Genomic DNA, 26743 nt, shown 5'->3' with positions numbered 1-26743 from the left:
GCCCCTGCTCACGCCTTCCCGCTCGTCTCGAGTTTCCGGAAGGCGGCTTCCCCGGCGTCTGATACCGAGACCCACTTCGGATCGGGCGAGGCCTCGGCCGTGTAGTTGTCGTGCCAGTTCCACCATTTATAGGTCGGAGTCTGAGGATAGCCCTCCGGAGAATCCTCCCAAACCTCTTGGCGGCCGAGCGGCGTCAGGTCGAGATAGCTCCAGGTGGTCCCCATCGCCTCGTCGCCGCGGTTGTTGATGAAGTAGGTGCGGAACACCTGCTCGCCGTCTCGCAAGAACACATTATGGCCGTGCCACTCATCCACGCCGAAGTCGGCGTCGAAGCTGTCGGTAATCGTATACCAGGGCATATCCCAGCCCATCTTGGCCTTTAGCCGCGCGATATCCGCCTGTGGCGCGCGCGAGGCATAAACCAGCGTGGTGTCGCGGGCGTTCAGATGGGCAAGATGCGCGACCTGATCCGCGCCCAGGGAGCAGCCACGGCAGGCATGATCGGGCCAGCCGAACACGCCGGGTTCGAAGAAGGCACGGTAGACGACCAACTGACGCCGGCCCTCGAACAGATCGAGCAGGCTCGCCCTGCCCTTCGGACCCTCGAACGCATACGCCTGTTCCACCGCCATCCACGGCATCCTCCGGCGTTCGGCGGCCAGCGCGTCGTGGGCCCGCATCTGCGACTTTTCCTTCACAAGCAGTTCCCGGCGCGTGGCCTCCCATGCTTGCAGCGAAACGATCGGCGGCCGCTGCATTGTGAGCTGGCCGCCCTCAGGTGATTTAGTCATGGCCGTTAAACCCTCCGAATTAAACGAGCGCCAGTGCCTTCGCGCCGAAGCGCCACGCCATTGCTGCCGGCCGCTCGTTATTGCTCATGAGCCAACCTCGCACCGGATTGTCGGAGGGTGAGAGTTACAAGTGTGGCGGGAAAACTCCACGCCGGGGTGCCCGCACTCTTTTGATTTGAGTGCGCGAGATCGAAGTCCGAGAAATACCAGTGCTTTCGTAGCGTGGTAGAGTCGAAAGCTGCCGCGGGCAAATATCACCATCCGCCCGGCTCTTCTCAGGGAGGTTTCTATGGCCAAGGTCTACTGGATATCTGTCTACCGCTCTATCACCGACCCGGATCGGCTTGCGGCCTACGCCAAGGTGTCGGGACGGGCTCTGACCGCTGCGGGCGGCAAAATTCTGGCGCGCGGCGAGCCTGCTGTGACCAAGGAGGCAGGGCAGCCGCTACGAACGGTCATCCTCGAATTTGAGAGCGTCGAGGCCGCCCGCGCCGCCTATGACAGCCCGGGATATCAGGAGGCGCTACGAATACTCGGCCCCGGATCCGCGGAGCGAGATATCCGGATCATCGAAGCCATCTAACGGGCGACACGCCGCAAAACCGTAGGGTTTTGCGTTGCCGCTGATCACGACGGCCCGTCCGGTAGCTCCTAAGCAACCTGACGGGGAGCGCCCGCCGGGTATCTCCGTCACGATGCAATCATCGCGTCACATTCCCTCGCGCTTGTTCACGCTAGGATTGCGCAGCCGAAGCACGAGAGGACCGCCGATGCCCTATATCTTATCGATTCCACCTGAATGGGCCGGCGTCGTGGAAGGGATGAAGGCCACCGGCATGCTCGCCGACACGGTGTCTGTCCTCGAAGTCGAGGATGGACACCGCTGTATCGTCTTGCTCAGTGACCCCGCGGAAGCCAAGAAGATCGACGCCATCTGCGGCGAGCCGCGGTTTTGGCGCAACCTTGTACGGGACTAACCCTCTAATTGAGCCTTACTTCGCCTTTTTTCTCTTCTTCTTTTCCTTTTTGTCTTCGTCTTCAACTCCGCCCTCCTCCTCGACGGAGCCGTTCGCGGATTGGACCGCATAGACCACCGAATTCTCGTAAAGCGCGAGGATGTCCTGTCGCAGATGCTCGATCTGATCGTCGTTCAGATGCCTGAGCGTGCTGTCGTGCGGTTCCGCGCCCTCGGTCAAAAGCTTGACGATCGCCCCTAAGCGTTTCATCAAAATCGGATCATCAATTTCTTCGTGGAACACGGCAGTCAGGGGCACCCACACCTTGAAGACGCGCTGCCTAAGCTCGCCGTCTCCGGTCAGTCTTCTTACCGCCTCGCGCGTTTTGCGCGTGATGTAATCAGGCTCCGCGGCCATTGCTCACTCCCCCCGGTTGCGTCTGGCGGCCAGCATGCCCTCGCACAGCCTCATGGCCGACAGAGACATGAAGCCGTGTGGTCGCGGTTCGCACTTCAGCCAAAAAGCTAGAACAGGAATTTACCGACAAGGTTTTCGACTCGACCCGACATAGGTCACGCCGACGCCTCCCCGAACAGCAAACTTCCTCCTCGTCCGATCTTCATGGGTCCATGCGCGTTAGTCCAACCAGATCCAGCAAGGCGCGCCGGATCACTTCCGATCAAGCCAGGCTTGCTCAGCTGGCGAACCACCCCGCTTTCCTAGCCGCACAGCGGAAGGGCGGAAAATGACAGTTTGAAGACGCTCGGCTGCGCCGACTGCCTCAGGCATCGTGCAGCGGTCTTCGGGCATTTTATTCCAGCAGGACCTCGGCCGGCGGCCGCCGAGGTCCTTGGGTGCGTGGAGAGGGTTATGCCTAGTGGTCTAGTGATCTCAGATAGTCGGCACGAGCTGCGACACCAGTATTGCTGAAATCAGTGAAGATCCCGTCGACACCGAGGCGAAAAAACGCCTCATCTTCCTGTTTGGGATCGCCATGGTAACTAGCTGCCAGATACTTGCCTTCGTTGCGAAATGTGAAGACGTGAACGAATAAACCCGCTTTGTGAGCGTCGGAGATCAGCGTGGTCGCTGGCTGTGTCTCCGCCTGAGATGTCGATCCGACGAAGGGGCTGCCATCCGGATTGCGATCCTTCCACGGCGTGATCTTGATAGGCACAATCTGCGGCTTCCAGGGTCCGATGCCGTCCGCATATGTCTTGATCTCGGCGAGGCCTTGTGGCGTCAACATCGCGCTGAACCAGCGGGGATCGCCACTCACTGTCCAGTCGAAGGGCCGGCTATCGGTGATCTCGTTGTAGATCACATCGCCGGTCTTAAAGTTCACGTCGTAGCCATCGATCAGCTGCACGACCTTGGTCTTGAGGCCATGGGCCACCATGTATTTCAGGCTTCCAGGCTCGAAACTTTGGACATAGATCGCCGCCGTCTTGGAATTCAATCCATTTTCCTGAATGATCTTGATCATCGCATCTTCGAGCGGATGACTCCCCGGGGCACCGCAGCCATTGGCAATGGCTTGCTCGTCGTTCCAGGTCGGATTCTTGCTCTCGGGATAAACCGAAATTACCCGCCCGATCTGTTGGCTTTTCGCTTTCGCGATGGCAATGATTTCCTGCATGCTGAGAATTGGAAATTTGCCATTGAAAACAGTCGGACGTTCAGCGGCATCGTCATAAGTCGTGCCCCCGAACCAAGTCTTGAGCTCTTTCCACGTAAAATCGTTGATTGACCAGTCGCCCGTGTGATCTTCCCCATCCACGATCAGCGATTTCAGAACTGACTTCGGGTTCCTTGGGTCTGTCAAGTCGGTTAAATACTCGCTAGGCCCGCTAGTGGCTGTTTGCGGCCACGTGACTGTAATTTTCACCCCGGGAACCACGCGCTTGCGCGCTGCGACTTCAGGATTCGACTTGGCGACTTCGGCAACATTAGTATTGTCGCTGAGCCAGGGATTGTGTCGAGCGACGAGGATGCAATCCTTTGTCAGATGCAGATCTTCTTCTAGCGCGTCAGTTCCGAGGTCAGCGGCTATTTCGTAGGATGCCTGCGTCTCCTCGGGCATCAGTCCCGGGATACCTCTATGCCCGACAATGATAGGTGGCTGACCGTTCAGCGTTAAGAGCGGTTGGCCGGCATTCGCCGTGGCAGCCGTTAGGATCGCTCCACTCGCAACAAGGCCAATGCACATCCGCTTGAGCTGTTTGCTCAACATTCCGTATCTCACCAAAATCGCGACGCGCATAAACATCGGACACAGGTCCGAAAGCCATCGACCGGGTATGTCGAACGCCTATCTATCCCCTCGAGGCGATACAAGTGACGTTTATGCGGCAGGGCGGCCGCATCGGCCGCGCCGGCGACCAAAGCCACTACTCGCCCGAGCCGGGCACCATCCGCGCGACCATACGGCTCACAGGACTTGCCCGCTTGTTCAGGATCTCCGCGTCATTCTTGCGGCGCACCGCCTGGCGCACAATCGAGCCGCCGAGATAGCGAAACGGCTCAGGTGGCAACTTGCCGCGGCGTGCGAGGCCAACTAGCCCGCTTTCGCTCCAGCGATCCTTCCGTTCCAGTGCGAGGCTCGCCAGGATGCGCCCGCCGATTGGCGTTTGCGCGATGCCCGTACCGTTGAAGCCGATCCCGAAGAGGATATTGGGATGGCCGTCCAGGGCGCCGAAAACGGGCACGTGTTCGGGCACGCAATCGATCGGTCCTGTCCAGTCATAATCGACCGCGACACCGCGCAGCGAAGGATAGACGCGGTGCAGTTCACGCCGATTGTGCCAGCCGTGTTCTTTGCTGCGGTTGAACTCAGCTCCGATATGGCAGCGATAGGCGAGCCTCCCGCCGCCGCGGCCGAAGATCACCCGGCCGGCATCGGTGCGCTGGTAGTAAAGCACATTCTTCTGGGAATCGCAGATTGAGGCGCCGCCACGCCAGCCGATCCCATCCAGCAGATCAGGCACCGGCGCCGTCGCGATAACCTGACTCTCGACGACATACATATGCCGGTGGATCTCCGATACTGCCGACAGCCAAGCATTGGCCGCAAGCACCACTCTGGACGCTCGAACCTCCCCGCGCTCTGTCTCCACCCTGCAGACGGCGCCGGTATGGATGGCGCGCACCGGGCTACGCTCGTAGATGACGGCGCCGCGCTTCTGGGCCAAGGCGCGCAGGCCGAGTGCGAGTTTAGCCGGATGCACGGTGCCGGCCTTGGGCTCCTCAACCCCGACATAGGATGCCGAGGAACCCGTGCGGCGGAGGATCTCGCCTGCGTTCAGCGGCTCGAAGCGCGCGGCGCCGACGGCGGCCGTCATAGCGACAGGCCGGTCCCAGGCACCCTCCTGCGCGATCGAGCTCGCGGTCCACAGCCAGCCATCCAGCCGCAGATCCATGTCAACCTGCCCAGCACGCTGCATGCGTTCCAGCTCGGCGATCACATCGGCGGTTTCCCGGCAAAGCTGCGTCGCCTCTTCGAGACCCACAACCGCGGCCAGCGCATCGATCTCCGCGAACCAGGAATGGACCTGGCCGCCGTTGCGGCCAGAGGCGCCGGCGCCACAGAAATCCGCCTCCAGCACGACCACGCGAGTGGACGGGGCATCCTCAAGCAGCCGCAGGGCGGTCCAGAGCCCCGTATAGCCGCCGCCGATGATCACGACATCCGCCTGCTCACGTCCGCCGAGCGACGGCGCCGCGTAATCGGCACCAGCATCTTGGAGCCAGAAGGAACGGTCTTGCGGCGGCGCAACAACCGGCTTCCGCAGCCTGAATGTCGGCATAACTGTTTCCTCCGCCCGCGCCCGCTACTTTCCGATGCCTTCAGCCAGGCCGCGCACGAAATAGCGCTGGGTCGCGAAAAAGACGACGACGATGGGCAAGGCCGAAATCGTCATAGCCGCGAAGACCTCGGCATAATTCGTGCTGTGGCGGGCCATGAGCAATGCGAGGCCCACAGGCAGCGTCGTCGTATCCGAACCGCTCGTGAAGACCATCGCGAAGATGTATTCGTTCCAGGCGAACAGCACATGAAGGATGATGCAGGAGATAATGATGGGCCTACACATGGGCAGAATGACCCGCCAGAACCGCTGACTATCGGTCGCGCCATCAATGGTCGCCGCTTCGTCAAGCTCCGCCGGCAAGTCAATCATATAGGCCCGGATCAGAAACGTCGTGAACGGTACACGGAAAGCCGTATAGAGAATGATCAGCGCCCAGTCGGAGTTGTACAACCCAAGTCCCTGGAACATCTGGACGAGCGGGATGAGCGCTACTGTCGGGCTCAGCATCAGACCGCCCAAAACGAGCGCGAGAATGAACGGCCTGCCGGGCAGATGGGTGCGGGTTAAACCGAAAGCTGTCCAGGCGCTGATCAGAACTGTGCAGATGCCGGAAGAAATCGTCACCAGAAGGCTGGTGATGACATAGCTCCGCACGCCATGATTCCAGGCGTTTACATAATTCGCCCAGGAGAAATGCCTCGGCAGCGAAAAGGGCGTGCCGAAGATCTGCTCGTTGTCCTTGAAGCCGTTCAGAGCCATCCACAATAGCGGATAGGCCACGACGATGCCGAGGCAGACGAGGAAGGAAAGGAGCAGCGTCCTGCCGATGATGCGGGTCGCACTCACCCGCGGCCCTGTATGCGGGACCGCAAGCGTCGTCACCAGCTCACCCTTCCCCGCTTGGTGTACCAAAGATGGGCGGCGCCGGTCAGCATCGTCGCGACGAAGACCACGCTCGCAATCGCCGCGCCATAGCCGAAATCATCCTGGATGAAGCCCTGCTGATAGACCCAGGTGCCGAGCACTTGGCTCGCATTGTTCGGACCACCGCCGGTCATGACCATGACCTCGTTGAAAACCTGAAACGCGCCGGTAATCGTGACGAGAATCATGAGCCCCGTCATCTCGCGCGTCAGCGGCCAAGTGATGCTGATGATCCGCCGGATGGGTCCTATTCCGTCGATCCTCGCCGCGTCGAAGATCTCGCCGGGAATTTTCTGGATCGCCACAGCGAAGAGCAAGGTGGAATAGCCGAACCCTTGCCACTGGCTCATCGCGATGATGGCGTAGATCGCGGTATGCTCGCTGCCGAGCCAGGGCTGGATCAGCGCGCCGAGCCCAGTTGCCCTCATCACGGCGTCCAATATGCCGATCTGCGGCTGGTATATGAAGTAGAAGAGCAAACCAGTCACGGTCAGCGAAATCGCCGAGGGAACGAAATACAGCGCCCGCCAGAACCGTCTCCAGAAGTCGCTCCGCAGGCTCTCGATAATGCCCGCGAGAATGAAGGCCCCGAAAACCTGGAAAATGACGGAGATCACCGCATACGCGCAATTGTTCCAAAGCGCCGACCAAACCACCTTATCGTGTAAAAGGCGGCTATAGTTGCCGAGACCGACATAGGAGACATCGCCGGTGTAGATGTCGCTGCGTGTCGTACTGATGATGAAATTATCGACGACCGGGAAATAGACGAACCAGACCAGCACAATCACGGCGGCGGCGACCCAGCGGAAGGAGAAGCACTGCCGGAAAGCTTCGCGGGCTCGACCCCTCAACCGGCCCGTGCTGGCATCGGTTCTCCCGACGCCAGCACCCTTGCCGATGGCCCGCGAGCCAGCGGCTTTCACCGGTCGGCGTCCGCCTTGGCTGCGGTGGCCACACCCTCGATCACTTGCGCGGCGGACATCGACCCGCCCGCCAAGGCCTGTATGCCATTAAGCCAAGCCGAAGCTACGCCCGGCGTATTCGCCGTATCCAGCCAAGGCATCAGGAACGGTGTCGCATTCAGATCCACCATGCCCGCAACGACCGAGCTGCTTGAGTTCTTGTCGGTCACCGCGCCGATCACCGCACTGGGTTGTCCGTAGGGCGGTGCCGACAGAGCCTCTGCGTTGCTCATCGAGGTTATGAACTTCAGAAAGTCCAGCGCGAGGCTCACATGCTTCGACCGCGTATTGATCATATACCCCTCGGGCGCGCCCTCGATCGCCTTGGTATCGCCTTTGGCGCTGGCGGCCGGAGGCAGCACGAAGAAGCCGAAGTCATTCTGCTTGAGCGGTGTCTGCGCGCTGGCGCTGCCGTCAAACTCGATGATCTCTTGATAGTACATGGCGGATTTCAGGTTACTGAAGTCTTCGATCGCAGTCGCGAACGAAACACCGTTCATGTTGCCGCCATCAGTGCAGCGCGTCACAAGCGAGGTGAACTGATTGAGCGCCGCCAGGTAACCCGGATCCGTATAGGTTGCGGTTTTCGGGTTGAAGTCCTTTTCCAGCGTCGCCTCCGGCACGTCATAGGCCAGCAACTGGCCGATATAATGAATGGCGGGCCAGGCTTCCTTGTTGCCGATCGAGATCGGCGTCATGCCGGATTTGTGGATAGTGTCACAGGCCGACAGAAGCTCGTCGAAGCTTTTCGGCACGCCGATTCCGAGCTTCGAAAAGACTTGTTTGTTGTAGCCCATGAATTTTGCATCGAGATAGAGCGGCATGCCGTAGTTCTTGCCATGCCAGACAAAGCTCGCAACTGCTGCCGGAGTAAAGGTTTTTCCCCATTCCGTATCTGAAGCGATCACCTTACTGAGATCAACGGCACGATTGCCGCGCACGAAATTCTCGCCCCAATTGCCGGTCCATGAGAAATAAATATCCGGAAGGGAATTGGAGGCAACGAGCGTCTTGGTCTTGTCCTTGACGCTGTCATCGGTCTGCTGGTCAAGCACGACATGCACACCCGGATGCAGCGTTTCATATGCATGGGCCGCATTGACGAAATACGGCGATAGCTGTTGCACGCCAAATTTTGTGAGGAGGCTGAGCGTGCCGCTATAGTCGACTGTCGCGCCGGGCTCGGCGACCACCGGTTTGCGACTGGAACTCGCCCTGGTGGCGGACGCCGATATCGCCATGCCGGACACAGCCATGCCCATCAGAACAGCAAGCCTCGCGATCCGCTTCATTACAATACTCCAACCGTCCAAGTGAAGCTACCGAGCCAACAAAGCCCAGCCGGCGGATTCTCCCGCCCGCTGCAACCATCGCGCGAGATGACCTGGGATCGATCTCACATCCGGATCCATATCATGAATCGCCGGGTAGGCAATTCCTTTATAGAATGCGAATCTGAGATTCGACGGGTGACATCGCACTTCGCCGAAAATTAAAGCAAAGACCGCGATTTCATGGACATTTTCTCGGCAGACTGTGTCAATCGCGGTTCATCTGGCCAGGCAGGCATCGGACGGAGCCCCGGATAATGAGCTCGGTCTGAAAGCGCACAATGCGCGGCGGCAGATCTCGTTGTTCAAGACGTTCCAGAAGAAGCTGCGCCGCGAGGCGACCAATTTCCGCTGTCGGTTGCGCAACGACAGTAATTGGAGGGTCCGTGAATGTCGCCAGCGCGAAATCGTCAAAACCAATGAGTGAGACATCTCCGGGAATGCTCAGCCCCGCTGATCTCAGAGCAAGGAGCGCGCCCTGGGTCATCACGCTATCCAGGGTCAGCAATGCGGTAGGACTCGTGCGCCGCTTGAAAAGCCTTCCGGTCGCCGCAATCGCGTCCCCAACCGTGGGTTTTGTCGAAACAACCGAGCGCTCATCGAAGGCAATACCGAAATCTGTTAGGGCTTTGCGATAGCCGGCCAGGCGCTCCTGCGTTGTGAAAATTGGCGCTTCATCCCGCAAAAGCCCAATCCGGCGGTGCCCTTTCGCCACCAGATGCTCGACGGCTGCCCAAGCTCCCGCTTCATTATCCACCGTCACGCTGTCGCAGGCCACGTCCTTCACGAGACGATCGATCAGCACGATCGGCACGCCCTCGCGGACCAGCTCGAGGATATGGTGATTATCCTCGGTCGAGGCCGGTGCCAGGATCAGGCCCTGGGTATTGAGCGCCCGCAGCCCTGCCAGCACCTGGCGTTCTTGATCCGTATTCTCCTCACTGCTCGCGATGAGAACATTGTAATTTCGCCGCCGGAGCGCGACATCGACATCATGCGCAATCCGCGCGAAAAAGGGGTTTTGTATATCGCCTGGCACAAATCCGATAATCCGCAATCGTCCGCTGCGCAGTGCCTGCGCGACGCGGTTCGTCTGATAGCCTAACTGCTCTGCCGCCTCCCGAACCCGCAGCGCCGTCCCATGCCCGACATAGCCATAGCCGTTGAGCGCCCTGGCAGCGGTGGCGCGGGAGACCTGGGCCACCGCCGCAACATCCTCTAGCGTAGCGCCACTCTGCTGACTCACGCCGCACCCCTCGCCAGACCCGCCCCAGTCGCGGGCTCACCATCGCGTGATTTCTTCCTCTTGTCACCTGACCCAGCGCGACCAGGGCGATGCCGCGACACCATAGCCAACCCCGCTTTGCTGCGCTGGGATCAGGGCCGATGCCATCTCAGTAGACCGCAAAGCGACCGCCGTGCATAAAGAACTAGTAGGTTCCGCAGAAAGGCGCTGCCTAGTTCGGAATGGAGCAAGAAATGGCAATCCCAGCGCGGCCTTGGATGGAAACTGTCGTCGAGCGCTGGGCACTGCTGCTGACCTTTGTGGCTGCTATCGGCAGCCTGTTGGTGTCTGGGGTCCTGTTCGCGTTCTCCTCTTTCGTGATGGCCGGTTTGGGGCGGATCCCTCCCGATCAGGGGATCGCTGCGATGCAGTCCATCAACGTAACTGTGATAACCACGAGCTTCATGCTCGCGTTTCTCGGCACGGGCTTGGTGTGTGTTCTGCTCGGCGCGAGTTCCTATCTCCGCCGAGGCAAGCCGGGAGCGACACTCATCGCCGTTGCGAGCGCGATTTATATCATCGGCTGCATTGGGGTGACTTTGGCGTTCAACGTGCCGCTCAACGACGGCCTCGCAAGAGTCCAAGCTGGCACTGCCGATGCGACCGCCTATTGGGAGCGCTATCTTGCCGAGTGGGTTGTGTGGAACCACGTCCGGACCGTAGCTTCGTTCGCCGCTGGTATTTTCTTCGTCTATGCGCTGATTATGCGTGTGGCGCGACCGCGAAGATTCATCGCCGAGCGATCATAATCTTGCCGCGGTGATGCGGAATCGCTGACTTTGAGCGATGGTCCTGCCGCAGCCATTGTAGATCGAAGCTGGCCGGGTGGATGCGAGCCGGCCCGCCCGTTGAAACAGAACATTCTCTTTTAGTTGACCCTCAAATGACAGATGATGCACGATAGAGCGATTGAACCGTTCGTTCGGCCGCCCGCAAGCGCGTTTGTAATCGAAAGGCGAGGTTTCACTATGCCTACACGTCGTGGCGTCATGATTGGTCTGGGTCTGGCGATTGCGGGAACGCCCTTCGCGGCGCGGGCACAATCACTATCGGATTTGGCGAGTGCAGCCCGGAATGAAGGAAAAGTGGTGAGCCTCGGCATGCCCGATGATTGGGCCAATTGGGGTGAGATCTGGAAGGCTGTGACAGAGCAATACGGCGTCACCCACACCGACACCGACATGTCAAGCGGTGAAGCGATCGAGAAGATCATCGCTGAGCGCAACAACCCCTCTGCTGATATCACGGAGATCGGTATCGAGTTCGCGCCTTTTGTTGTGAAGAAGGGGCTGAGCCTGCCCTATCGGACCACCAACTGGGACAAAATCCCCGCCTGGGCGCGCGACAAGGACGGGCAATGGGCGCTGAGCTACACAGGCACGATTGCCCTGCTGATCTCAAAGAGCGTCAAGAACCCGCCCAAGACTTTCGCCGACCTGCTGCATGGCGACTACAAGGTATCGATAGGAGAGGTCGGCAAGGCGACGCAGTCGAATGTAGGGGTTTTGGCAACTGCCTTCGCTCTCGGTGGTAGCGAGGCCAATCTGAAGCCCGCGATCGACTTCTATGCTGAACTCGCCAAACAGAAACGTCTCCTGCCGATCAATGTCTTCCCGTCCAATATGGAAAAGGGAGAGGTTGAGGTGGGTGTCGTTTGGGACTTCAATGCGCTCGCCTATAGGGACATCGCGGGCAAGGACAAATGGGATGTTGTCATTCCGGCGGATGGTTCGGCGACCGGCGGCTATACGACGATGATCAGTGCCTTTTCCAAGCGACCGAACATTGCCAAGCTGGTGCGCGAATACGCCTTCTCCGACGCCGGACAAATCGATTTTGCGCGCGGCTATGCGCGACCTATCCGTATCGACCAAATTACCCTGCCGCCCGACGCCTCGGCACGGATGCTGTCCTCCTCGCAATATGCCAAGGCGCGGCTGATGGATGTGAATGCTTGGACGGACAGTGCGAAGGTTCTCATCACTGATTGGCAGAACGACGTGGCGTCGAAAATGTGAGGCTATGCGAACCGCGTGATGGCGAGGCGTTTGGCGGCGAGCGAAGGAGGCCGAGGCAGCCGGCTCGCGATCTTGGCCGCCGCGCCGCTGCTGCTGATGTTGCTGCTGTTCGAGATCCTGCCGCTGATCGTGGTGGGTCTCGATGGGCTTCATACGGATAGCGGTTGGTCGCTGGGGAATTACGCGGCGATTCTCGCGAGCCCCTTTCAACGCAATGCCTTTCTGCTGAGCGTCGAGCTTTCCCTCGCAACGGCCGTGCTTGGCGTTGTGATCGCTTTGCCCGTCGCTGTGGTGCTGCGCCGCGTGCCGAAGGGCGTCAGTCGAGCGCTGCTGGTCTATGCAACCATCGGCGCGAATTTCACCGGTTTCCCCATCGCTTTCGCCTTCATCATCATGTTCGGCCTAGCAGGTTTTTTCACTCTGCTGCTTGTCCATGCCGGATGGATCCATGGGCTCAACATCTATTCCCTGAGCGGACTGGTTGCCGTCTATGTCTATTTTCAGTTCCAGCTCGGCCTTCTGCTGCTGATGCCGGCGCTCGAGGCGATTACGCCCGATCTGCGCGACGCCGCCCGTGTCATGGGCGCCTCCGACCGCGTTTTCTGGCTGCGGATTGGCCTGCCAATTCTCGCACCCGCCTTGATCAGTGCATTCGTTTTTCTCTTTGCCAATGCGATGGGCACTTATGCCACCGCCTATGCGCTGGTGGGCGGGAATGCGAATATCGTGACTATTCGAATTGGCGAGTTGTTGGCGGGCGATGTCTTCTCCGACCCGCATCTTGCAGACGCCCTGGCAAGCCTGCTCGTGATCGGCTTGGCGATTCCGATCGTGCTCGAGCAAATCCTCTTGCATCGCCGCCGGGATGGTTAGGCGCGGCTCGGTGCTTGACTGGGTGGTGGTCACCTTCGTTGCTCTGGTGCAGATCCTGCCAGTGATCGCGGTTGCCCTCAATGCAGTGGCGACAGATTGGGCCGGCAGCATCCTGCCGACCGGCTATACCTGGCGCTGGGTCGAGCAGCTTCTGCATGATCCGCGCTTTACGGTCGCGATCTGGCATTCGCTCGTCGTCTCCTTCGGGGCACTCGTCATCGCCACCTGCGTCAGCGTGCCGGCAGTGCTGGCCGCCCACTGCTATTTGCCGAGGCTCGATCGATGGCTCGCGGCGCTGGTCATTCTTCCCTATGCAGTGCCTGGCATCGTGCTGGCGGTCGGCCTGTTGCGGCTCTATGCGGGCAACTACGGCGTGGTGTTGACGGGCACACCTTGGATTCTCCTACTGGGCTACGTTCCGCTCGGGGTCGCCTTCTTCTACGTGCCGATGAAGAACAACCTGCGGGCCTTGCCAGTAAGCGAGTTTCTCGAAGCGGGCCGTATCCTAGGCGCCTCGGACTTCGCCGTGCTTCGCCGTGTCGTGTTGCCCTGCGTCATGCCGGGATTTGTCGTCGGTATCGTCATGAATTTCTCGCTCGCGGTGAGCGAGTTCGTCTATGCCAACCTGCTGGTCGGCGGCAGCTACCCGACATTGCAGATCTTGATGAACGTGCTGAGTTCTGGCAGTGGCCATCTATTGAGCGTGCTGATCACAGCCTATTTCCTCATCGTCGCTATCGCGACCAGCGTGCTGCTGACGGTCTCTGGCAGGCAGGATCGCGCGGCATGAGCTTTGTCACTCTCCAAAAGCTCAGCAAGCGATTTGGCGACGCCAATATTTTTGCGGATATCGACCTAGCCATTCCGCGCGGCGTGATGTGCGTGCTTGTTGGCCCTTCCGGCTGTGGCAAGACGACATTGCTGCGGGTCGTCGCGGGCCTGACCGACCCCGACAGCGGGCGGGTGCTGATCGATGGTCAGGACATGACCCGCGCGCCGCCGCAACGGCGCGGCATCGGCATGGTCTTCCAACACTATGCACTATTTCCGAACCTTACGGTGGCGCAGAATCTCGCCTTTGGGCTGCAGCAGTTGAAACTCCCGCGCGAGGAGATTCGCAACCGCGTTCGCGCCATGCTCGATCTCGTGGGTCTCATGGAGCGGGCGACGGTGCGGCCTCGTGTGCTGTCAGGCGGTCAACGTCAACGCGTCGCTCTCGCTCGTGCGTTGATCATGGAACCCAAGCTGCTGCTTTTCGACGAGCCGATGTCGGCGCTCGACGCGCAGATCCGCAAGAGACTGCGGGAGGAGTTGATGCGCCTGCAGCGGGAACTCGGTTTCACCGGGCTGTTCGTGACCCATGACCAGGAGGAGGCGCTGGTCATCGGCGACCAGATCGCGGTTATGCAGGAGGGTCGTTTCCTTCAGGTCGGCACGCCGCTGGAGGTCTATAACCGGCCCGCGAACCGTGCCGTCGCTCGCTTCATTGGCGATTTCAACGTGCTCGAACCACCTGAGATCAGCCGTGTCTTCGGCCAGGAGAGCAGCGCCGCCTGGGCGATCCATCCGGAGGCAGTCCGGATCGGCATGGACGAGGGCGTGACGGCGCGCGCGCGTATCCTTGCCGTGCGGCTGCTGGGATCGATCGTGAGGACGGAGCTACAGGTCGCCGGGGTGCAGCTGAAATGCGATGCACTTAATCGGCCGGACGCCGTTCAGATCGCGGTTGGGACGGAGGTGAGTATTTCGATCCTTCCACAAAACATACGGCACCTGAAAGACTGACGTCTTGAGAGCGTGCTGGGTGAAGAGGCTCGGGGCCTCTTCACCTTCTCGATCCCTAGTCTCTGTAGGCCAGCGAATCGCCTAACGCCGCGTTTGGCGAAGTCTCCGAGTCACTGGCCCGCGAGATACGCGGCTTGTCTATCGAAGATGCTGGTCGGAACATCCAATCTAGACCCGGGTGACCCTAAAATCGCCAGCGTTAACAAGAGACCGCTCGCGAGGAACATCGCTAACCCCATAGTCCGTAACATGACTCTGTCCTAAAATGTTCTCTTCAATTAAATATATGGACGATCAAGACTATATTTTGAGATTATCCTCGCCGGAGCCTGCTGCAACTTAGCTTTTCGACGTAGAGTTAGAGGCTCGGAGGAAACGCCCCAGCGGTCGTGGGCGGCTGGCGGCGGGGAGGCGCCTTGCGGTTCGGCAGTTGCAATCACGGACTACTGGCATAGGCCTTCTAGCTGCCTCGCTACAGCCACTTACAGAATTTTAGAGCAGGTTCCGCCTTCGGCCGTCCCCGAATAGGCGCCGTCATTTCGGAAGCACCCCGACACGAAGTTGGTGCAATCCGAGTCATTGTCCGCTTTTCATGAAGCCTGGAGGCAATCCCCCCGTCGCTGGCATTTTTGGGCAGTGCATCTCAAAATATGGTGTCGGTTTACCGTAGTCAGTGAACGGGTCAACGGTTTGCTTTGGCGCGACGTCTCCGCTTTGTGGCGCAAAAGGTCGACCTGACTTCTGGGATCCGTGCGGGCCCGCTTGGCGCTGTGAGTCAGATTTTCCTCTGAGGGCGCGCTTGTTCACGTGCGAAGCCGTCACCCGCTCGCGTCCTTCGGCTTGATTTGGGGATAACTCGATTATCTGTCCACAAAGCTACGCGCGCGGAATGCGGAAAGTCGAGAGCTAACGCATCAACTCCGGGCAACCGCGATGCGCTCCTCGATCTCGCTGGATGTCAGGCGGTAGCACTTGCTCAGGATGGAGCGAAGCTCGGCTTCCGTGTAGCCGTGAGGGTCATCCGAGCGACCTTTCCGATGTTGCGGCTCGGCGGCCGCGGGGTCGAGCATCAGGATCGCGAAGCGGCCGTCTCCAACCCGCACAACGCTCACGACCGATCTGACCATCATTCACCTTCCTGCTGGCCCGTTGAGGGTAGCAGGGCAGCCTAGCCTCGGGAATTCTGTTTTGTGTGCGCGGAGGGGATAACTCTCGAGCGATAACTCTTAGTCCTTGGCTGGCGATACCGCCAGTTGCGGGGCTGCGTTGGTGATCCCGGCGAGAAGATGCCGCTTTGTGCGCGCTTGCTCCGCACGAGAGCAACGATTCCTCGTGCGGAGGTGACATACCAGCCTTAGGGCTGTGTGGACGGCGCGGCGGTGTCATCGCCAGCAGGGGGAGCGGTATCCGTGTTTCCCGTGCCGGTCGCGGGCGCGGCCGTATCGGGCGCCGGCGCCTGGAGGTTCATCGCGTGCAGGGTTGCATCGTCAAGCTGGCCGTTCGTGGGCAGCTGATGTTGCTTCTGGAATAGGGTTACGCCGTGCTGTGTGCGCGGGCCCCAGGCTCCATCGACGCGGCCGCCGTAGAGGTGATCCTGCTTCAGAGCTGTCTGAACCTGCTGGACCAAATCATGCGACGCCTGATTCTGGGCAGGATCGCTTGCGACGGGCGCCGGCGCGGCCACGACGGCCGGGGCCACGACAGGCTCAGGTTTGGGGGCGCTTGAGCAGGCAGCCAAAGAGATGGCCGCTCCGAGCGCCATGACGGCGGAATATGTGTGCAATTTCATAACGTGCATTCCCTGTTCAGCCATCCGCTCGCGAGCGTTGTGCCTCGACCGGTATCCGGTGACATAGGCGATCACGCGGGCAGCATCAACCTAAGGTTGAGCCCGCCCTGACCCAGTCGATACGAGGATTGTCATGCTCGACCGTGAACACAAAACACCGCAGACATCGCACTACACCCGTCGGCATTAGTTCGACTTTTTCGAGTGGAATAGTCTTTGTCGCTGCGCGAAGTGCCCCGGCGTCAGTAGAATCGAGGAATAGGTCCGTCTTGGGGTGTTGTGTTGTCACCCAGGTCGATGATCACCTCGTCGATGAAGCACCAGCCCCAACCCTCGGGCGGATCATAGCCTTCAATCACGGGATGCTTCGTGGCGTGGTAATGCTTGGTTGCGTGGCGATGAGGGGAATCATCACAGCAGCCGACATGGCCGCAGACCCGGCAGACACGCAGGTGCACCCACTCGGCGCCCATCTTCAGGCATTCCGTGCAGCCGCGAGCGCTCGGCGCGACGACTGCGATTTGATCGAGGTGCGTGCATCTCTTGGTCATGGGTGGCCTCCGCATTCTTCACCAGGATATTTGGGGTAGTTCCCGTCTTGATCGAATCGGTTCTGCCCAAATTCGACTGAGGACTTATAGCGCGGGATCTCTCATCGAAGCGACCACGGCCGCCTGCGAGGCCACCCCCAACCACACCAAAGCTCTCTGGCGAGACAACAGTGCCGACTTGCCACCCGTACGCCAAAGAGGGTAAATACCCATATGTCATCGTCCTATGTTAGTATAGACAGCTATGGACAGGGGTTACCCAAGCTGAGCCGTGCGGAGAGTGATCGGCGGGAATTCACTATCGTGAGTGCTTTTATCGAGGCCAGGTGTAGCGAAAACCACTGGGAACCCAGGCCTTCGCGATGAGTTCCCATGTCGCGAGCCTGTTGGTCGCCGGCTCCTTGGACGCGCTTACCTATTGGAGCCTTGCCTTCATGGTGGCGGCTGGATTGACCGTTGTCTTCGGCATGCTGGGCTTCCTCAACGCCGCCCATACCTCCTTCTACATGCTGGGCGGCTACGTCGCCTATACGGTCGCGGGCGCCACCGGCAGCTTCTGGGCTGCCCTGTTGCTCGCTCCCCTGCTGGTCGCCGTCACAGGGGTCATCCTCGAAAGACTGCTCTTCGCGAAACTCTATCGGGCCGGACATGCCTCGCAGCTTCTGCTGACGATCGGGCTCGCCTATGTCATCGCGGAAGCGAGCAAGCTGGTCTGGGGCGACAGTGCTTTCGCGGTCGCGCCGCCGCCAAGTCTCGCGGGGCGCATCACCGTGCTCGGCGCGACCCTGCCCGTCTATCACCTGTTCATTATCGGCGCGGCGATGGTCCTCGTCTGCGTCATCGCGGCCCTACTGTTGGGCACGCGCCTCGGCATGGTGATCCGCGCCGCATCCGTGCATCCCGAGATGGTCGGCGCGCTCGGCTTCAAGGTTCGCGACATCTACACGCTGGTTTTTGCCGTCGGCCTTTACCTCGCCGCCTTCGCGGGCGTGGTGATGGCGCCGCTTGAAGGAGTTTACCCGGCCATGGCGGACGATGCCCTGGTCCAGGCGTTCATCGTTGTCGTTGCCGGCGGCCTAGGCAGCTTGCCGGGCGCCTTCATCGTCGCGGGTCTGCTGGGGCTCGTACAGGGCTTCGGCAGCGTTTTCTTTTCGGCTTACGCCATGTTCTTCCCGTTCACCGTCCTGGGTGGCGTCCTCCTGTTCCGGCCCGTCGGATTGTTCGGGGCCAAATCCGCGTGACGGCCTATCCCGATGCCTTGGCCGAAGCACGGTCCCCGCGACGCGCACAGGTACTGAATCTGCACGCGACGGTGGAAGCGTTGGTGACAGTGGCACTTCTCGCGGTGCTCGTCGCCGCTCCCGCACTGTTCTCTCGTGCCACCATCAATGACCTCGGCCAGGCTGTTTGCCTTGGCCTATTCGCCATCAGCTTCAACATCCTGTTCAAATATTCCGGCCTTCTGTCCTTCGGCCACGCCGCCTTCTTCGGCTTCGCGGCCTATACGCAAGCCCTGTTGCTGCAAAGCTTTGCCGGGTTGCCAGTCCCGCTCCTCATCCTGGCAACCGGACTTTCCGCCTCTGTCCTCGGCTACCTCATCGGCCAGATCTGCGTGCGCCGCTCAGGCGCGTATTTCTCGATGACGACGCTCGCGATCGCGGCATTGTTCTACGCCGTCGCATTCAAATGGCATGCGGCGACCGGGGGCACGGACGGGCTGGACAGCTTCATGCCGAGCAGCCTGATGCTGCTGCCGCGCTGGCATCTGGACAGTCCCGGCATCAGCGAGACCTATCTTCTCGTGCTTGCCATCCTCATCCCCGTGGCGGTCGCGGCCTGGGCGCTTCTGGAACTGACGCCCTTTGGGAGTGCCGTTGTGGCAGTCAAGCACAATGAAAAACGCGCGGCGTTCCTCGGCTACGATACCCATCGGGTGAAGCTCGCGAATTTCACTCTCGCCGCAGGACTTGCAGGCGTCGCCGGAGCGCTGTGGGCCATCGACAACAGCTTCGTATCGACCGACAGCATCGACCTGTCCTTCTCGACGACGGTCGTCATCATCGCTTTCCTCGGCGGCAGCGTCTGGTTCTGGGGGCCGCTGATCGGCGCGGTCGTCTATATCGCGGCGAGCGACTGGCTCTCCGCCCTCACGCCGCACTGGCAGATCTGGCTGGGACTGGCCTTCATCCTTGTCGTGCTCTTCGCGCCCGGCGGTATCACTGGCCTTGTGAAGTCACTGTGGCGCCTCGCCTTGCGCCCGCAGGCGGCCGCGAATGTCTGAGACTCCCTTGCTCCGTCTGGACGGGATCGCGAAGGCATTTGCGGGCACCCCGGTGCTGGTCGATCTGGATCTATCCGTCCGCGCCGGTGAAAGACGCGGCCTGATCGGCCCAAACGGCGCGGGCAAGACCACGCTGATCAACGTGATTACGGGTGCTCATCAGCCGGATGCGGGGGACATCCTGTTTCGCGGCAAGAGCATCCGGCGTCTACCACCCCACCGGCGCAATCGCCTGGGCATTTCACGTTCGTTCCAGATCCTCAGCCTCTTCGGCGAGATGACGGTCGGCGAGAATATCCGCAATGCCATTCTGCGATATCGCGGGCTGCATGTCAGTCCGCGGCGCCTGCTCCGGCGTTTGGACACCATCTTCACGGAAGTCGCCGCTGTCGCCGAGATGGTAGGTCTGGGCCGCGCCCTGCAGGAACGCGCGGACAATTTGCCCTACGGCATGCAGCGCCGGCTGGATATTGCTCTAGTCCTGGCGCAGCAGCCCGAGCTGATCATTCTGGACGAGCCGGCGGCCGGCCTTTCGGCAGCCGAAACCCGCGATCTCATCGCCGTACTTCAGGCCACCATCGGCAAGCGGACGCTTATCCTCGTCGAACATGACATGGACGTGGTCTATGCGCTCTCGGACCGCATCACCGTGCTCGACTATGGGCTGGTCTTGACCGAGGGCACGCCCGCCGAGATCAATGCCAACCCGGATGTGCGGCGCGTCTACCTCGGCGAGGAGGCGGCCTGACCATGCTGCGGGTCGAACACCTCCAGGCGCGTTATGGCCGGAGCCAGATCCTACAGGATGTGTCCCTGCACAGCGGGGCCTCCGAAGTCGTCTGCCTGCTGGGCCGCAATGGCGCCGGAAAATCGACCACCCTGAAATGCCTCATGGGCCTGCTCGTCCCCAATGCGGGCGCCGTGTCTTTGGATGGGGCTGCCATCACGGGCCTGCCCGCCTATGCCATCGCGCGCCGTGGAATTGGCTATGTTCCCGAGGAGCGGCTGATCTTTCCGAAGCTCACCGTGGCCGAGAATCTCTCGATGGGAATCTGGCACGACCGCAGCCAGGTGCCAGCATCCATCGACCGTGTGCTCGGCTACTTCCCCCGGCTCAAGGAAAAGCTGCGCGCGCGGGGCAATACGCTATCGGGCGGCGAGCAGCAGATGCTTTCGATCGGCCGCGCATTGATGGCGGAGCCGCGCGTGCTGTTGGTGGATGAACCGACCGAGGGGTTGGCGCCAGTCATCGTGCAGGCCCTCGAACGGACGCTTCTGGCGCTTGCGGCTTCGGGCACCTCCGTCCTTGTCGTGGAGTCCAAGCTCGCCGTCGCGAGCCGGATCGCGGCGCGCATCTATGTCATGGCCAAGGGTAAGACCGTATTTCACGGTAAGCCCGACGACCTTCAGGACAATCACGAAATTCGACGAGAATTTCTCGAAGTCTAGCCATCACGGCGTATCAGAACGAGGAAGACCCATGTTCAAGACCCTTCTACTCGGCGCGACGGCCGGGATCGGACTGGCAGCACTTCAACCGGCTCGCGCCGCCGCTAAGGACCCCATCGTCTTTGTGGCGGCGATCATCCAGTCGGGACCGTTCAAGGTGACCGACGCGCAAAACCTGGCGGGCGTGCAATTCGCCGTGCAGCAAATCAACAAGGCCGGCGGCGTCAATGGCCATCCCATCAAGCTCGACATCATCGACACCGAACTCAACGCGGCCACCACCAAGCGCAAAGTGACCGATGCGGTGCTCAACGATAACGCCAAGGCTATCATCGGGGCTTCGGGCTCGGACGTGGTCAATGCTCTAGTCGCGGTAGGGCAGAAATACCATGTGCCGGTGGTGGCTTTCGCGGGCGAGGCCGATGACATGACGGGCGCGCGCTTCCAGCCCGCGCTGTTCCGCGTCGCCTCCAATACCTCGATGCATGCCTCGGCCATCGTCTATGCCATGCAGCACGCCTATCCGCAGGTGAAGAAGGTGTTCCTGTTGAATGAGGACTACGCGTTTGGACATGAATCCGAAACCGGCTTCAAAACCGCGCTGAAGGGGATCGACCCAAGCGTGGAGGTTGTCGGCAGTGTCTTCCATCCTCGCGGGACGGCGGATTTCTCGCCCTATCTGCAGCAGATCCAGGCGTCGGGCGCGGATTTCGTGCTGACGGCCGATTGGGGCGCCGACCTCATCAAGCTGCTCAACCAGGGCAGCAGCTTCGGGCTGAAGCCCCGCATCGGCGGCACCTTCCTGGCGGATCCGGAAATCCTCAAGGGCGTTGGCAATGCGGCGATCGGCGATATCGGATCGGATGTCTACCAGCCGACGATCGATAGCGCCGAGAATAAAGCCTTTGTCGCCACCTGGCACAATGCCTATGCCAATACGCCGATCCCCTGGCCGACAGCGTCCGTGGGCAAGTCCTATATCTCCACCGAGCTTGCCGCCATCGCCATGAACCAGGCGGGATCGACGGATTTCGCGAAGGTGGAGAAGGTGCTGGAAGGCCTGCACTACGCGTCGATCGCGGGCCCGCTCGTTGTGCGCGCTTGCGATCACCAGGTGCAGATTGGTCAGCCGACCGGCTTGGTGATCGCCACAAACAATAATCCCTATCCGTTCCCCTTCATCGGCCCAGCCCTTATCGCGCCCCTGAACGTGATCGCGGTCGCCCCGACCGATACCGGCAACCCACGCTGCGCTGCCGCGCCGAATGGATAGCCAATTCCACGTCATGCTCGGCGAAGGCCGAGCATCCACGTCTTGCTCGCGGGGCCAAGGCAAGACGCGGATGGCACGCCTTCGCGTGCCACGACGGATCCTTCGTGCCGCGGTTCAATACTGGCTCATTCGAGCCTAGGCGCCGCGTGATTCCTTCCGTCGCCGGACGCGGGGCATGATCTCGGCGGCGAAGCGGCGCATCTCCGCTTCGAAGGGCTGGAACTGCAACATGCGCTCGGCGACCTCCTCGTAGCTGCCAACGAGGCCGGCGGCCGTGCCGCCATTCGTGCCGATGACGGGCCCCTTCCTCAGGTTCAGCGCATGGGTGTGCTTCATCACCACCTGTGGGTCGGTATTCGCTGTCTGCCTTTCGCGAATGACGCGGTCCTTCTCGGACAGCGCCACCAGCCGCGCGAAGGCCGCCTGAGCCTCCTCCGCACTCTCCCGCGCGATGACGAAAGCCGATAGACCAAAGCGCAGCGGCGCGCCCTGGCGCGGCCGCTCCGCAACGCCCGCGATCAGAGCGCCGACATTGTCCAAACTCTGCCCATTGATGAACCAAACATCGCCATGCGCGGCCACAAGCTCCTGCGCCGGGGCCGATTCACCGCCGACATAAATCAGCGGCCGCGCGCGAAACGGGTCCGTCGGGCGAATCTGATAGTCGCGGATGTTGAAGTAGCGACCCTCATGCGAGACGCGCCGGCCGCTCATCAGCGCTTCGACAATGCCGATCCATTCATTGCCGTAAGCATAGCGCTCGTCATGTTCGGCGAAGGGAATGCCCGCTTTCTCGTATTCCGCGCGGTTCCAGGCATTGACCAGGTTGATGGCGAAACGGCCCCCGGAAATATGCTCGATCTGCTGGGCCATTTTGGCGAGCACGACGGGATGATAGAGCGACGGCTTGATCGCCGCGATGATCTCGATCCGGGTCGTCAATGCGGCGAGCGCCGCCGCAGCCGTCCAGGCTTCGATCTCATCCCATTCATCGTCATAGGGATTGACCGTATGCTGAGCGATCAGCGTGCTCTCGAAGCCGAGCGCCTCCGCTTCGAGCACGAGCCTGCGGTTGCGATCCCATGACGCGTCGAAGGGCTCTTCCGGGTCTTGCAGAGCGCCCCGGCTGCCATGCACCAGCGCCCAGATGCCGAAGCGGGGTCGGGCCGCCACCTAGGCGAGCCGCCGCTCGGGGTTGCGAGCGGTCTCTTCCGCGACCAATTCCCGCGTCAAGGGCAGCAGCTCTTTGCCGTATTCGACGGCGTCTTCCAAAGGATCGAAGCCACGGATGAGAAAAGTCGAAACGCCAAGACGCCAGTAATCCAGAAGCGTCTCTGCCACCTGCTTCGGCGTGCCAACGAGGGCAGTGGTATTGCCCCGCGCGCCGGTCGCCTTGGCGATACTCGTCCACAGGCACTTGTCCAATCGGTCACCCTGCGCCGCGGCTTCGAGCAGCCTGCGCGACCCCTCGTTCTGAGGAGCCCCCGACGCGCTACCGCCCAGCCACGCCTTGCCGGCAACACGCTTGGTCGTTTCCAAAATGTCATGCGCTCGCGCCCAGGCAGCGTCTTCGGTCGCGCCAAGGATCGGCCGGAAGGAGAGGCTAAAGCGCAAGTCGCGTCCTTGCAGCACGGCCGCCGCCCGGACCCGCGTCGTGATGTCCTTCACCTGCGCTTGAGTTTCCCCCCAAAGCGCGAAGACATCGGCATGTTTGGCAGAGACGTCGATCGCGGCCTGGGAGGCGCCACCGAAATAGATGGGAATATGCGGCTGCTGCACACTGCGCACCTGAATGCCGGCATTTTCGAACTGATAGTAGCGGCCGCGATGCGATACGGGTGCGGAAGCGGTCCAGACATCCTTCAGGATCCGCACGTATTCCTCGGTCCGCGCATACCGATCGTCCTTGCCCAGGAAGTCGCCGTCCCGCCTTTGATCAGCGTCATCGCCACCTGAGATGATGTGGACGGCAAGCCGCCCGTCGCTCAGTTGGTCGAGCGTCGCAAGGGCGCGCGCCGCGAGCGTCGGCGCCACAAAGCCCGGGCGGTGCGCCAGTAGCAATCCGATGCGTTCCGTCTGTCCGGCGATGTAGCTGCCGATCAGGAACCCATCGGGCGCGTCCGCGTAATAGCCGATCAGCACGCGGTCGAAGCCGGCCGCCTCATGCGCTTGCGCGAAAGCTCGCAGATAGGTTTTGTCGATGACGACTGATTTGTCCGGCGGATGCGTCTCCGATTGAAGACGCGGCTGAATCATGCCGATAAATTCGAGAGGAATTGTCACGGCTCGCTACCCACCACATTCACGCGGCGACAGCTTCATGAGTGAGACCCGTTAGCCCCAGATGATCGCGCAAGGTGGTTCCCGCATAAGTCTTTCGGAACAGCCCGAGCCGCTGCAATTCCGGCACGACCTCGGATGCGAATTCGGCAAAACTCCCAGGCAGATAAGCGGGGCTTATAACAAAACCGTCGCAAGCCTCGGCCTCGAACCACGCGGCCAACTCCCGCGCGATCTCGGCGCCGGTGCCGACGAGTTGCGGCACCCGCACGCTGCTGGCCCAGATACGCCCCAGGCTATCCAGCGTCGCACCCGGACCGCCGATCGCGGCGAGCTTTTCCCTAACGGCATAGGGCAGCGCGACATCCTCGGCCAGTTCGGCGACCAATGTGGCCCCGTCATAGACGCCGAAGTCGAAATTGAGCTGGCCCGACATGGTCGCGATGCCGAGTTCCGGACGAGCGAGCGCATTGTGCTCATCCCGCCGTGCAATGGCCTCGGCCTTCGTGCGCCCGACGAAGGGCATCACCGCGGTCAGGATGCGGCAACCGTCTGGTGCGCGACCTTGCTGCGCCATCTGGGCGCGCACATCGCTGCGAAACGCGCGCGCCTCTTCGATGTCGCGGTTGATGGTGAAGATCGCCTCCGCCCATCGCGCACCGAAGCGGCGTCCGCGCCCGGAGGAGCCGGCTTGGATGATCACCGGATGACCGGCGGGCCCCGGCGGCATGTTCATCGGCCCCTCGACCTCGAAGAAAGTACCCTTGTGCTGCACGGGATGGATCCGCGCCGGATCGACAAAGAAGCCGCTCGCCTTGTCGTGGATCAGCGCATCCGCGTCCCAACTCCGCCAAAGCTTGAGCGCGACCTCCAGAAACTCGTCCGCCCGATCGTAACGACGGTCGTGATCCATGTGCTCTGGCTGCCCGAACATGCGGCCTTCGCTATCGTTCATCGAGGTGACGACATTCCAGGCCCCGCGCCCGGCGGAGAGATGATCGAGGGTCGTGAAGCTGCGGACGATATGGTTGGGCTGAAAATAAGTCGTCGAACGCGTTACGCCGAGGCCTAGCCGGCTGGTGCTCGCGGCGAGATAGGAGACCACCGGCATCGGGTCCAGCCGCGCGGCATCCTGCGACCCGTAGCGGAATGAGACATCGCGGCTGCCATTGAGCTGGTCCGAGACGCCGAGCCGATCGGCGAAAAAGACAAAGTCGAAAAGCCCGCCTTCCAGCACGCGGGCGACCTCCGTGTACAGGCGCGGATCGGTGAAACGCCGCGTCGTCAGCGGATGGCGCCAGACCGCGTGGCTATGCACCACCGGTCCGGCGATAAGAAAGCCGGCGAGGTGGATCTGTCTGTGCGGGCTACTCATGACTTGTCCTTCCCGTCAGACGGGACGATCGCCCTTGATCGTCACGCGGAAGCCGGAGCGCGTCTCGGGAAAATAGTCCCAGAGCGCCATGTGCTGCGTGCTGCGATTGTCCCAGAAGGCGACTGAGTTCGGCCACCAGCGGAAGCGAACCTGAAACTCAGGGCGCGCCGCGTGTTCGTAGAGGTAGCTCAGAATCGCGCGGCTCTCGTCAGCGGGAAGCTCATTGATCCGCGTGGTGAAGGTCGCGTTCACGAACAGCGCGCACCGTTTGGACACCGGATGGGTGCGGATCACAGGATGCACCGCGCGGGGATAGGCACGCCCGCTCTCTGGCACGGCATCGCGCTCGTTGTGAGAACGGTAGACGTGCTCGCCCGCGTGGGTGGCGGTGAGCCCGTCGAGGTAGGTCTTCATCCGTGGCGACAGCGCCTCATAAGCCGCGAACATGCTGGCGAAGAGCGTATCACCGCCGATCGGCGGAACAGTATGAAGATGAAGGATGCTGCCCAAGGGCGGCTGCTCGTCGCAGGAAACATCCGAATGCCAGGCCTCGCCCGCGATCCGGCGGGACGTTGCATCGGTATGGATCGGCAGGACCGCGGGATAGCCAGGAGGACCGGGCACATTGGGATGCACATGCAAGGCGCCGAAGTGCCGTCCGAGTGCCTGGTGGCTTTCGAGGCCGAGAGCCTGGTCCCGGAAAAACAGCACCTGATGCTCCACCAGGGCCGCCCCAAGCTCAGTCGCCTGATGGTTGGACAGTGGCCTAGTGAGATCGAGCCCCGTGATTTCGGCCCCGATACGCGGCGTTATGGCCGTCACAGTGATCGCGTCATAGCTCAAGGCGGTCTCCTCTAGGCGCGTCGCGGAACGACGAAACCGACCCGCGACACGTCATCTTAAACCGCCTCCCAATTCACGCAAGACACCGGGCACCGCCGCTTATAAACCCCTGGTGATCGGTATATGATTTGACCAACCTCTCCTTCTCGTATTATCGCGCTCGCC

Annotated in this window: 27 protein-coding genes; 12 read left to right on the top strand and 15 right to left on the bottom strand. The window is 61.2% G+C overall.

The window, feature by feature from the left end:
- Nucleotides 1-8: 8 nt before the first annotated feature.
- Nucleotides 9-758: a DUF899 domain-containing protein gene (locus GSQ83_RS17235; protein WP_158804096.1), complete on the bottom strand. Its 750-nt coding sequence runs from the start codon at nt 756-758 to the stop codon at nt 9-11.
- Between the two features lie 322 nt (nt 759-1080).
- Between GSQ83_RS17235 and GSQ83_RS17230 the strand changes: the two genes are divergently transcribed.
- Both GSQ83_RS17230 and GSQ83_RS17225 read left to right on the top strand, forming a co-directional pair.
- Nucleotides 1081-1374: a DUF1330 domain-containing protein gene (locus tag GSQ83_RS17230; protein WP_158804095.1), complete on the top strand. Its 294-nt coding sequence runs from the start codon at nt 1081-1083 to the stop codon at nt 1372-1374.
- Between the two features lie 187 nt (nt 1375-1561).
- On the top strand, nt 1562-1768 hold the full coding sequence (locus tag GSQ83_RS17225; RefSeq protein ID WP_158804094.1) for a hypothetical protein: 207 nt from the start codon (nt 1562-1564) through the stop codon (nt 1766-1768).
- Nucleotides 1769-1783: 15 nt separating this feature from the next.
- Here the strand turns inward: GSQ83_RS17225 and GSQ83_RS17220 are convergent, their stop codons facing one another.
- From GSQ83_RS17220 to GSQ83_RS17190, 7 genes are all read right to left on the bottom strand, one after another.
- Nucleotides 1784-2164 carry a hypothetical protein gene (locus GSQ83_RS17220; RefSeq protein WP_158804093.1) on the bottom strand — a complete coding sequence of 127 codons (381 nt, stop codon included), beginning with the start codon at nt 2162-2164 and terminating at the stop codon, nt 1784-1786.
- 457 nt (nt 2165-2621) lie between these two features.
- Nucleotides 2622-4016, bottom strand: a complete 1395-nt coding sequence (locus GSQ83_RS17215) for a glycerophosphodiester phosphodiesterase family protein (protein WP_216850271.1) — start codon at nt 4014-4016, stop codon at nt 2622-2624.
- Between the two features lie 121 nt (nt 4017-4137).
- A complete protein-coding gene (locus tag GSQ83_RS17210; protein ID WP_158804092.1) occupies nt 4138-5553 on the bottom strand; it encodes an FAD-binding oxidoreductase in 1416 nt (471 codons plus the stop codon).
- A gap of 24 nt (nt 5554-5577) precedes the next feature.
- Complete coding sequence (locus tag GSQ83_RS17205) at nt 5578-6438, bottom strand: carbohydrate ABC transporter permease (RefSeq protein WP_216850269.1); 861 nt, start codon at nt 6436-6438, stop codon at nt 5578-5580.
- Complete coding sequence (locus tag GSQ83_RS17200; RefSeq protein ID WP_216850267.1) at nt 6435-7406, bottom strand: carbohydrate ABC transporter permease; 972 nt, start codon at nt 7404-7406, stop codon at nt 6435-6437. Before GSQ83_RS17200 ends, GSQ83_RS17205 begins: the two co-directional genes overlap by 4 nt.
- Nucleotides 7403-8686, bottom strand: a complete 1284-nt coding sequence (locus GSQ83_RS17195; RefSeq protein ID WP_254065759.1) for an ABC transporter substrate-binding protein — start codon at nt 8684-8686, stop codon at nt 7403-7405. Before GSQ83_RS17195 ends, GSQ83_RS17200 begins: the two co-directional genes overlap by 4 nt.
- Nucleotides 8687-8984: 298 nt before the next feature.
- Entirely contained in the window at nt 8985-10022 is a 1038-nt protein-coding gene (locus GSQ83_RS17190; protein ID WP_158804091.1) for a LacI family DNA-binding transcriptional regulator, read from the bottom strand.
- A 233-nt stretch (nt 10023-10255) separates the two neighbouring features.
- Here GSQ83_RS17190 and GSQ83_RS17185 point away from each other — a divergent pair, with 233 nt between their 5' ends.
- From GSQ83_RS17185 to GSQ83_RS17165, 5 genes are all read left to right on the top strand, one after another.
- Nucleotides 10256-10810 (top strand): DUF1772 domain-containing protein, encoded by a 555-nt coding sequence (locus GSQ83_RS17185; RefSeq protein ID WP_216850263.1) that lies wholly within the window; start codon nt 10256-10258, stop codon nt 10808-10810.
- A 219-nt stretch (nt 10811-11029) separates the two neighbouring features.
- The gene (locus GSQ83_RS17180; protein ID WP_158804090.1) at nt 11030-12079 is read left to right on the top strand and encodes an extracellular solute-binding protein; all 1050 of its coding nucleotides are present in this window, start codon (nt 11030-11032) and stop codon (nt 12077-12079) included.
- A gap of 18 nt (nt 12080-12097) precedes the next feature.
- Nucleotides 12098-12952 carry an ABC transporter permease subunit gene (locus GSQ83_RS17175; RefSeq protein ID WP_158804089.1) on the top strand — a complete coding sequence of 285 codons (855 nt, stop codon included), beginning with the start codon at nt 12098-12100 and terminating at the stop codon, nt 12950-12952.
- A 10-nt stretch (nt 12953-12962) separates the two neighbouring features.
- Nucleotides 12963-13742 carry an ABC transporter permease gene (locus tag GSQ83_RS17170; RefSeq protein ID WP_158804088.1) on the top strand — a complete coding sequence of 260 codons (780 nt, stop codon included), beginning with the start codon at nt 12963-12965 and terminating at the stop codon, nt 13740-13742.
- Nucleotides 13739-14737 (top strand): ABC transporter ATP-binding protein, encoded by a 999-nt coding sequence (locus GSQ83_RS17165; RefSeq protein WP_158804087.1) that lies wholly within the window; start codon nt 13739-13741, stop codon nt 14735-14737. Before GSQ83_RS17170 ends, GSQ83_RS17165 begins: the two co-directional genes overlap by 4 nt.
- Nucleotides 14738-15651: 914 nt before the next feature.
- Here GSQ83_RS17165 and GSQ83_RS17160 read toward each other — a convergent pair.
- The 3 genes from GSQ83_RS17160 to GSQ83_RS17150 form a co-directional block, all read right to left on the bottom strand.
- Nucleotides 15652-15867, bottom strand: coding sequence for a hypothetical protein (locus GSQ83_RS17160; protein ID WP_158804086.1), 216 nt, complete (start codon nt 15865-15867; stop codon nt 15652-15654).
- Between the two features lie 224 nt (nt 15868-16091).
- Nucleotides 16092-16526, bottom strand: a complete 435-nt coding sequence (locus GSQ83_RS17155) for a peptidoglycan-binding protein (protein WP_158804085.1) — start codon at nt 16524-16526, stop codon at nt 16092-16094.
- A 242-nt stretch (nt 16527-16768) separates the two neighbouring features.
- Complete coding sequence (locus tag GSQ83_RS17150; RefSeq protein WP_158804084.1) at nt 16769-17077, bottom strand: UBP-type zinc finger domain-containing protein; 309 nt, start codon at nt 17075-17077, stop codon at nt 16769-16771.
- A 362-nt stretch (nt 17078-17439) separates the two neighbouring features.
- On the opposite strand from GSQ83_RS17150, the gene GSQ83_RS17145 reads away from it, so the two are divergent.
- From GSQ83_RS17145 to GSQ83_RS17125, 5 genes are read left to right on the top strand one after another with little or no spacing between them, the layout of a single operon-like run.
- Nucleotides 17440-18318: a branched-chain amino acid ABC transporter permease gene (locus tag GSQ83_RS17145; RefSeq protein WP_158804083.1), complete on the top strand. Its 879-nt coding sequence runs from the start codon at nt 17440-17442 to the stop codon at nt 18316-18318.
- Nucleotides 18315-19358, top strand: coding sequence for a branched-chain amino acid ABC transporter permease (locus GSQ83_RS17140; RefSeq protein ID WP_158804082.1), 1044 nt, complete (start codon nt 18315-18317; stop codon nt 19356-19358). The genes GSQ83_RS17145 and GSQ83_RS17140 overlap by 4 nt, the downstream gene beginning before the upstream one ends.
- Nucleotides 19351-20106 carry an ABC transporter ATP-binding protein gene (locus tag GSQ83_RS17135; protein ID WP_158804214.1) on the top strand — a complete coding sequence of 252 codons (756 nt, stop codon included), beginning with the start codon at nt 19351-19353 and terminating at the stop codon, nt 20104-20106. Before GSQ83_RS17140 ends, GSQ83_RS17135 begins: the two co-directional genes overlap by 8 nt.
- 2 nt (nt 20107-20108) lie before the next feature.
- Nucleotides 20109-20807, top strand: coding sequence for an ABC transporter ATP-binding protein (locus GSQ83_RS17130; RefSeq protein ID WP_158804081.1), 699 nt, complete (start codon nt 20109-20111; stop codon nt 20805-20807).
- A 31-nt stretch (nt 20808-20838) separates the two neighbouring features.
- A complete protein-coding gene (locus GSQ83_RS17125; protein WP_158804080.1) occupies nt 20839-22080 on the top strand; it encodes an ABC transporter substrate-binding protein in 1242 nt (413 codons plus the stop codon).
- A gap of 135 nt (nt 22081-22215) precedes the next feature.
- Here the strand turns inward: GSQ83_RS17125 and GSQ83_RS17120 are convergent, their stop codons facing one another.
- The 4 genes from GSQ83_RS17120 to GSQ83_RS17105 are packed head-to-tail and all read right to left on the bottom strand — an operon-like array spanning nt 22216 to nt 26578.
- Complete coding sequence (locus tag GSQ83_RS17120) at nt 22216-23253, bottom strand: LLM class flavin-dependent oxidoreductase (protein ID WP_158804079.1); 1038 nt, start codon at nt 23251-23253, stop codon at nt 22216-22218.
- Entirely contained in the window at nt 23254-24363 is a 1110-nt protein-coding gene (locus GSQ83_RS17115; protein ID WP_371418033.1) for an LLM class flavin-dependent oxidoreductase, read from the bottom strand.
- Nucleotides 24364-24382: 19 nt separating this feature from the next.
- Nucleotides 24383-25735: an LLM class flavin-dependent oxidoreductase gene (locus GSQ83_RS17110; protein ID WP_158804078.1), complete on the bottom strand. Its 1353-nt coding sequence runs from the start codon at nt 25733-25735 to the stop codon at nt 24383-24385.
- Nucleotides 25736-25750: 15 nt separating this feature from the next.
- Nucleotides 25751-26578: a TauD/TfdA family dioxygenase gene (locus tag GSQ83_RS17105; protein WP_158804077.1), complete on the bottom strand. Its 828-nt coding sequence runs from the start codon at nt 26576-26578 to the stop codon at nt 25751-25753.
- Nucleotides 26579-26743: the final 165 nt, after the last annotated feature.

It is taken from the genome of Acidisoma sp. L85, assembly GCF_009765865.1.
In the GTDB taxonomy this organism is placed as follows: domain Bacteria; phylum Pseudomonadota; class Alphaproteobacteria; order Acetobacterales; family Acetobacteraceae; genus Acidisoma.
The sequence above is the reverse complement of the archived record's forward strand: the minus strand, read 5'-3'. Positions and strand labels throughout refer to the sequence as shown.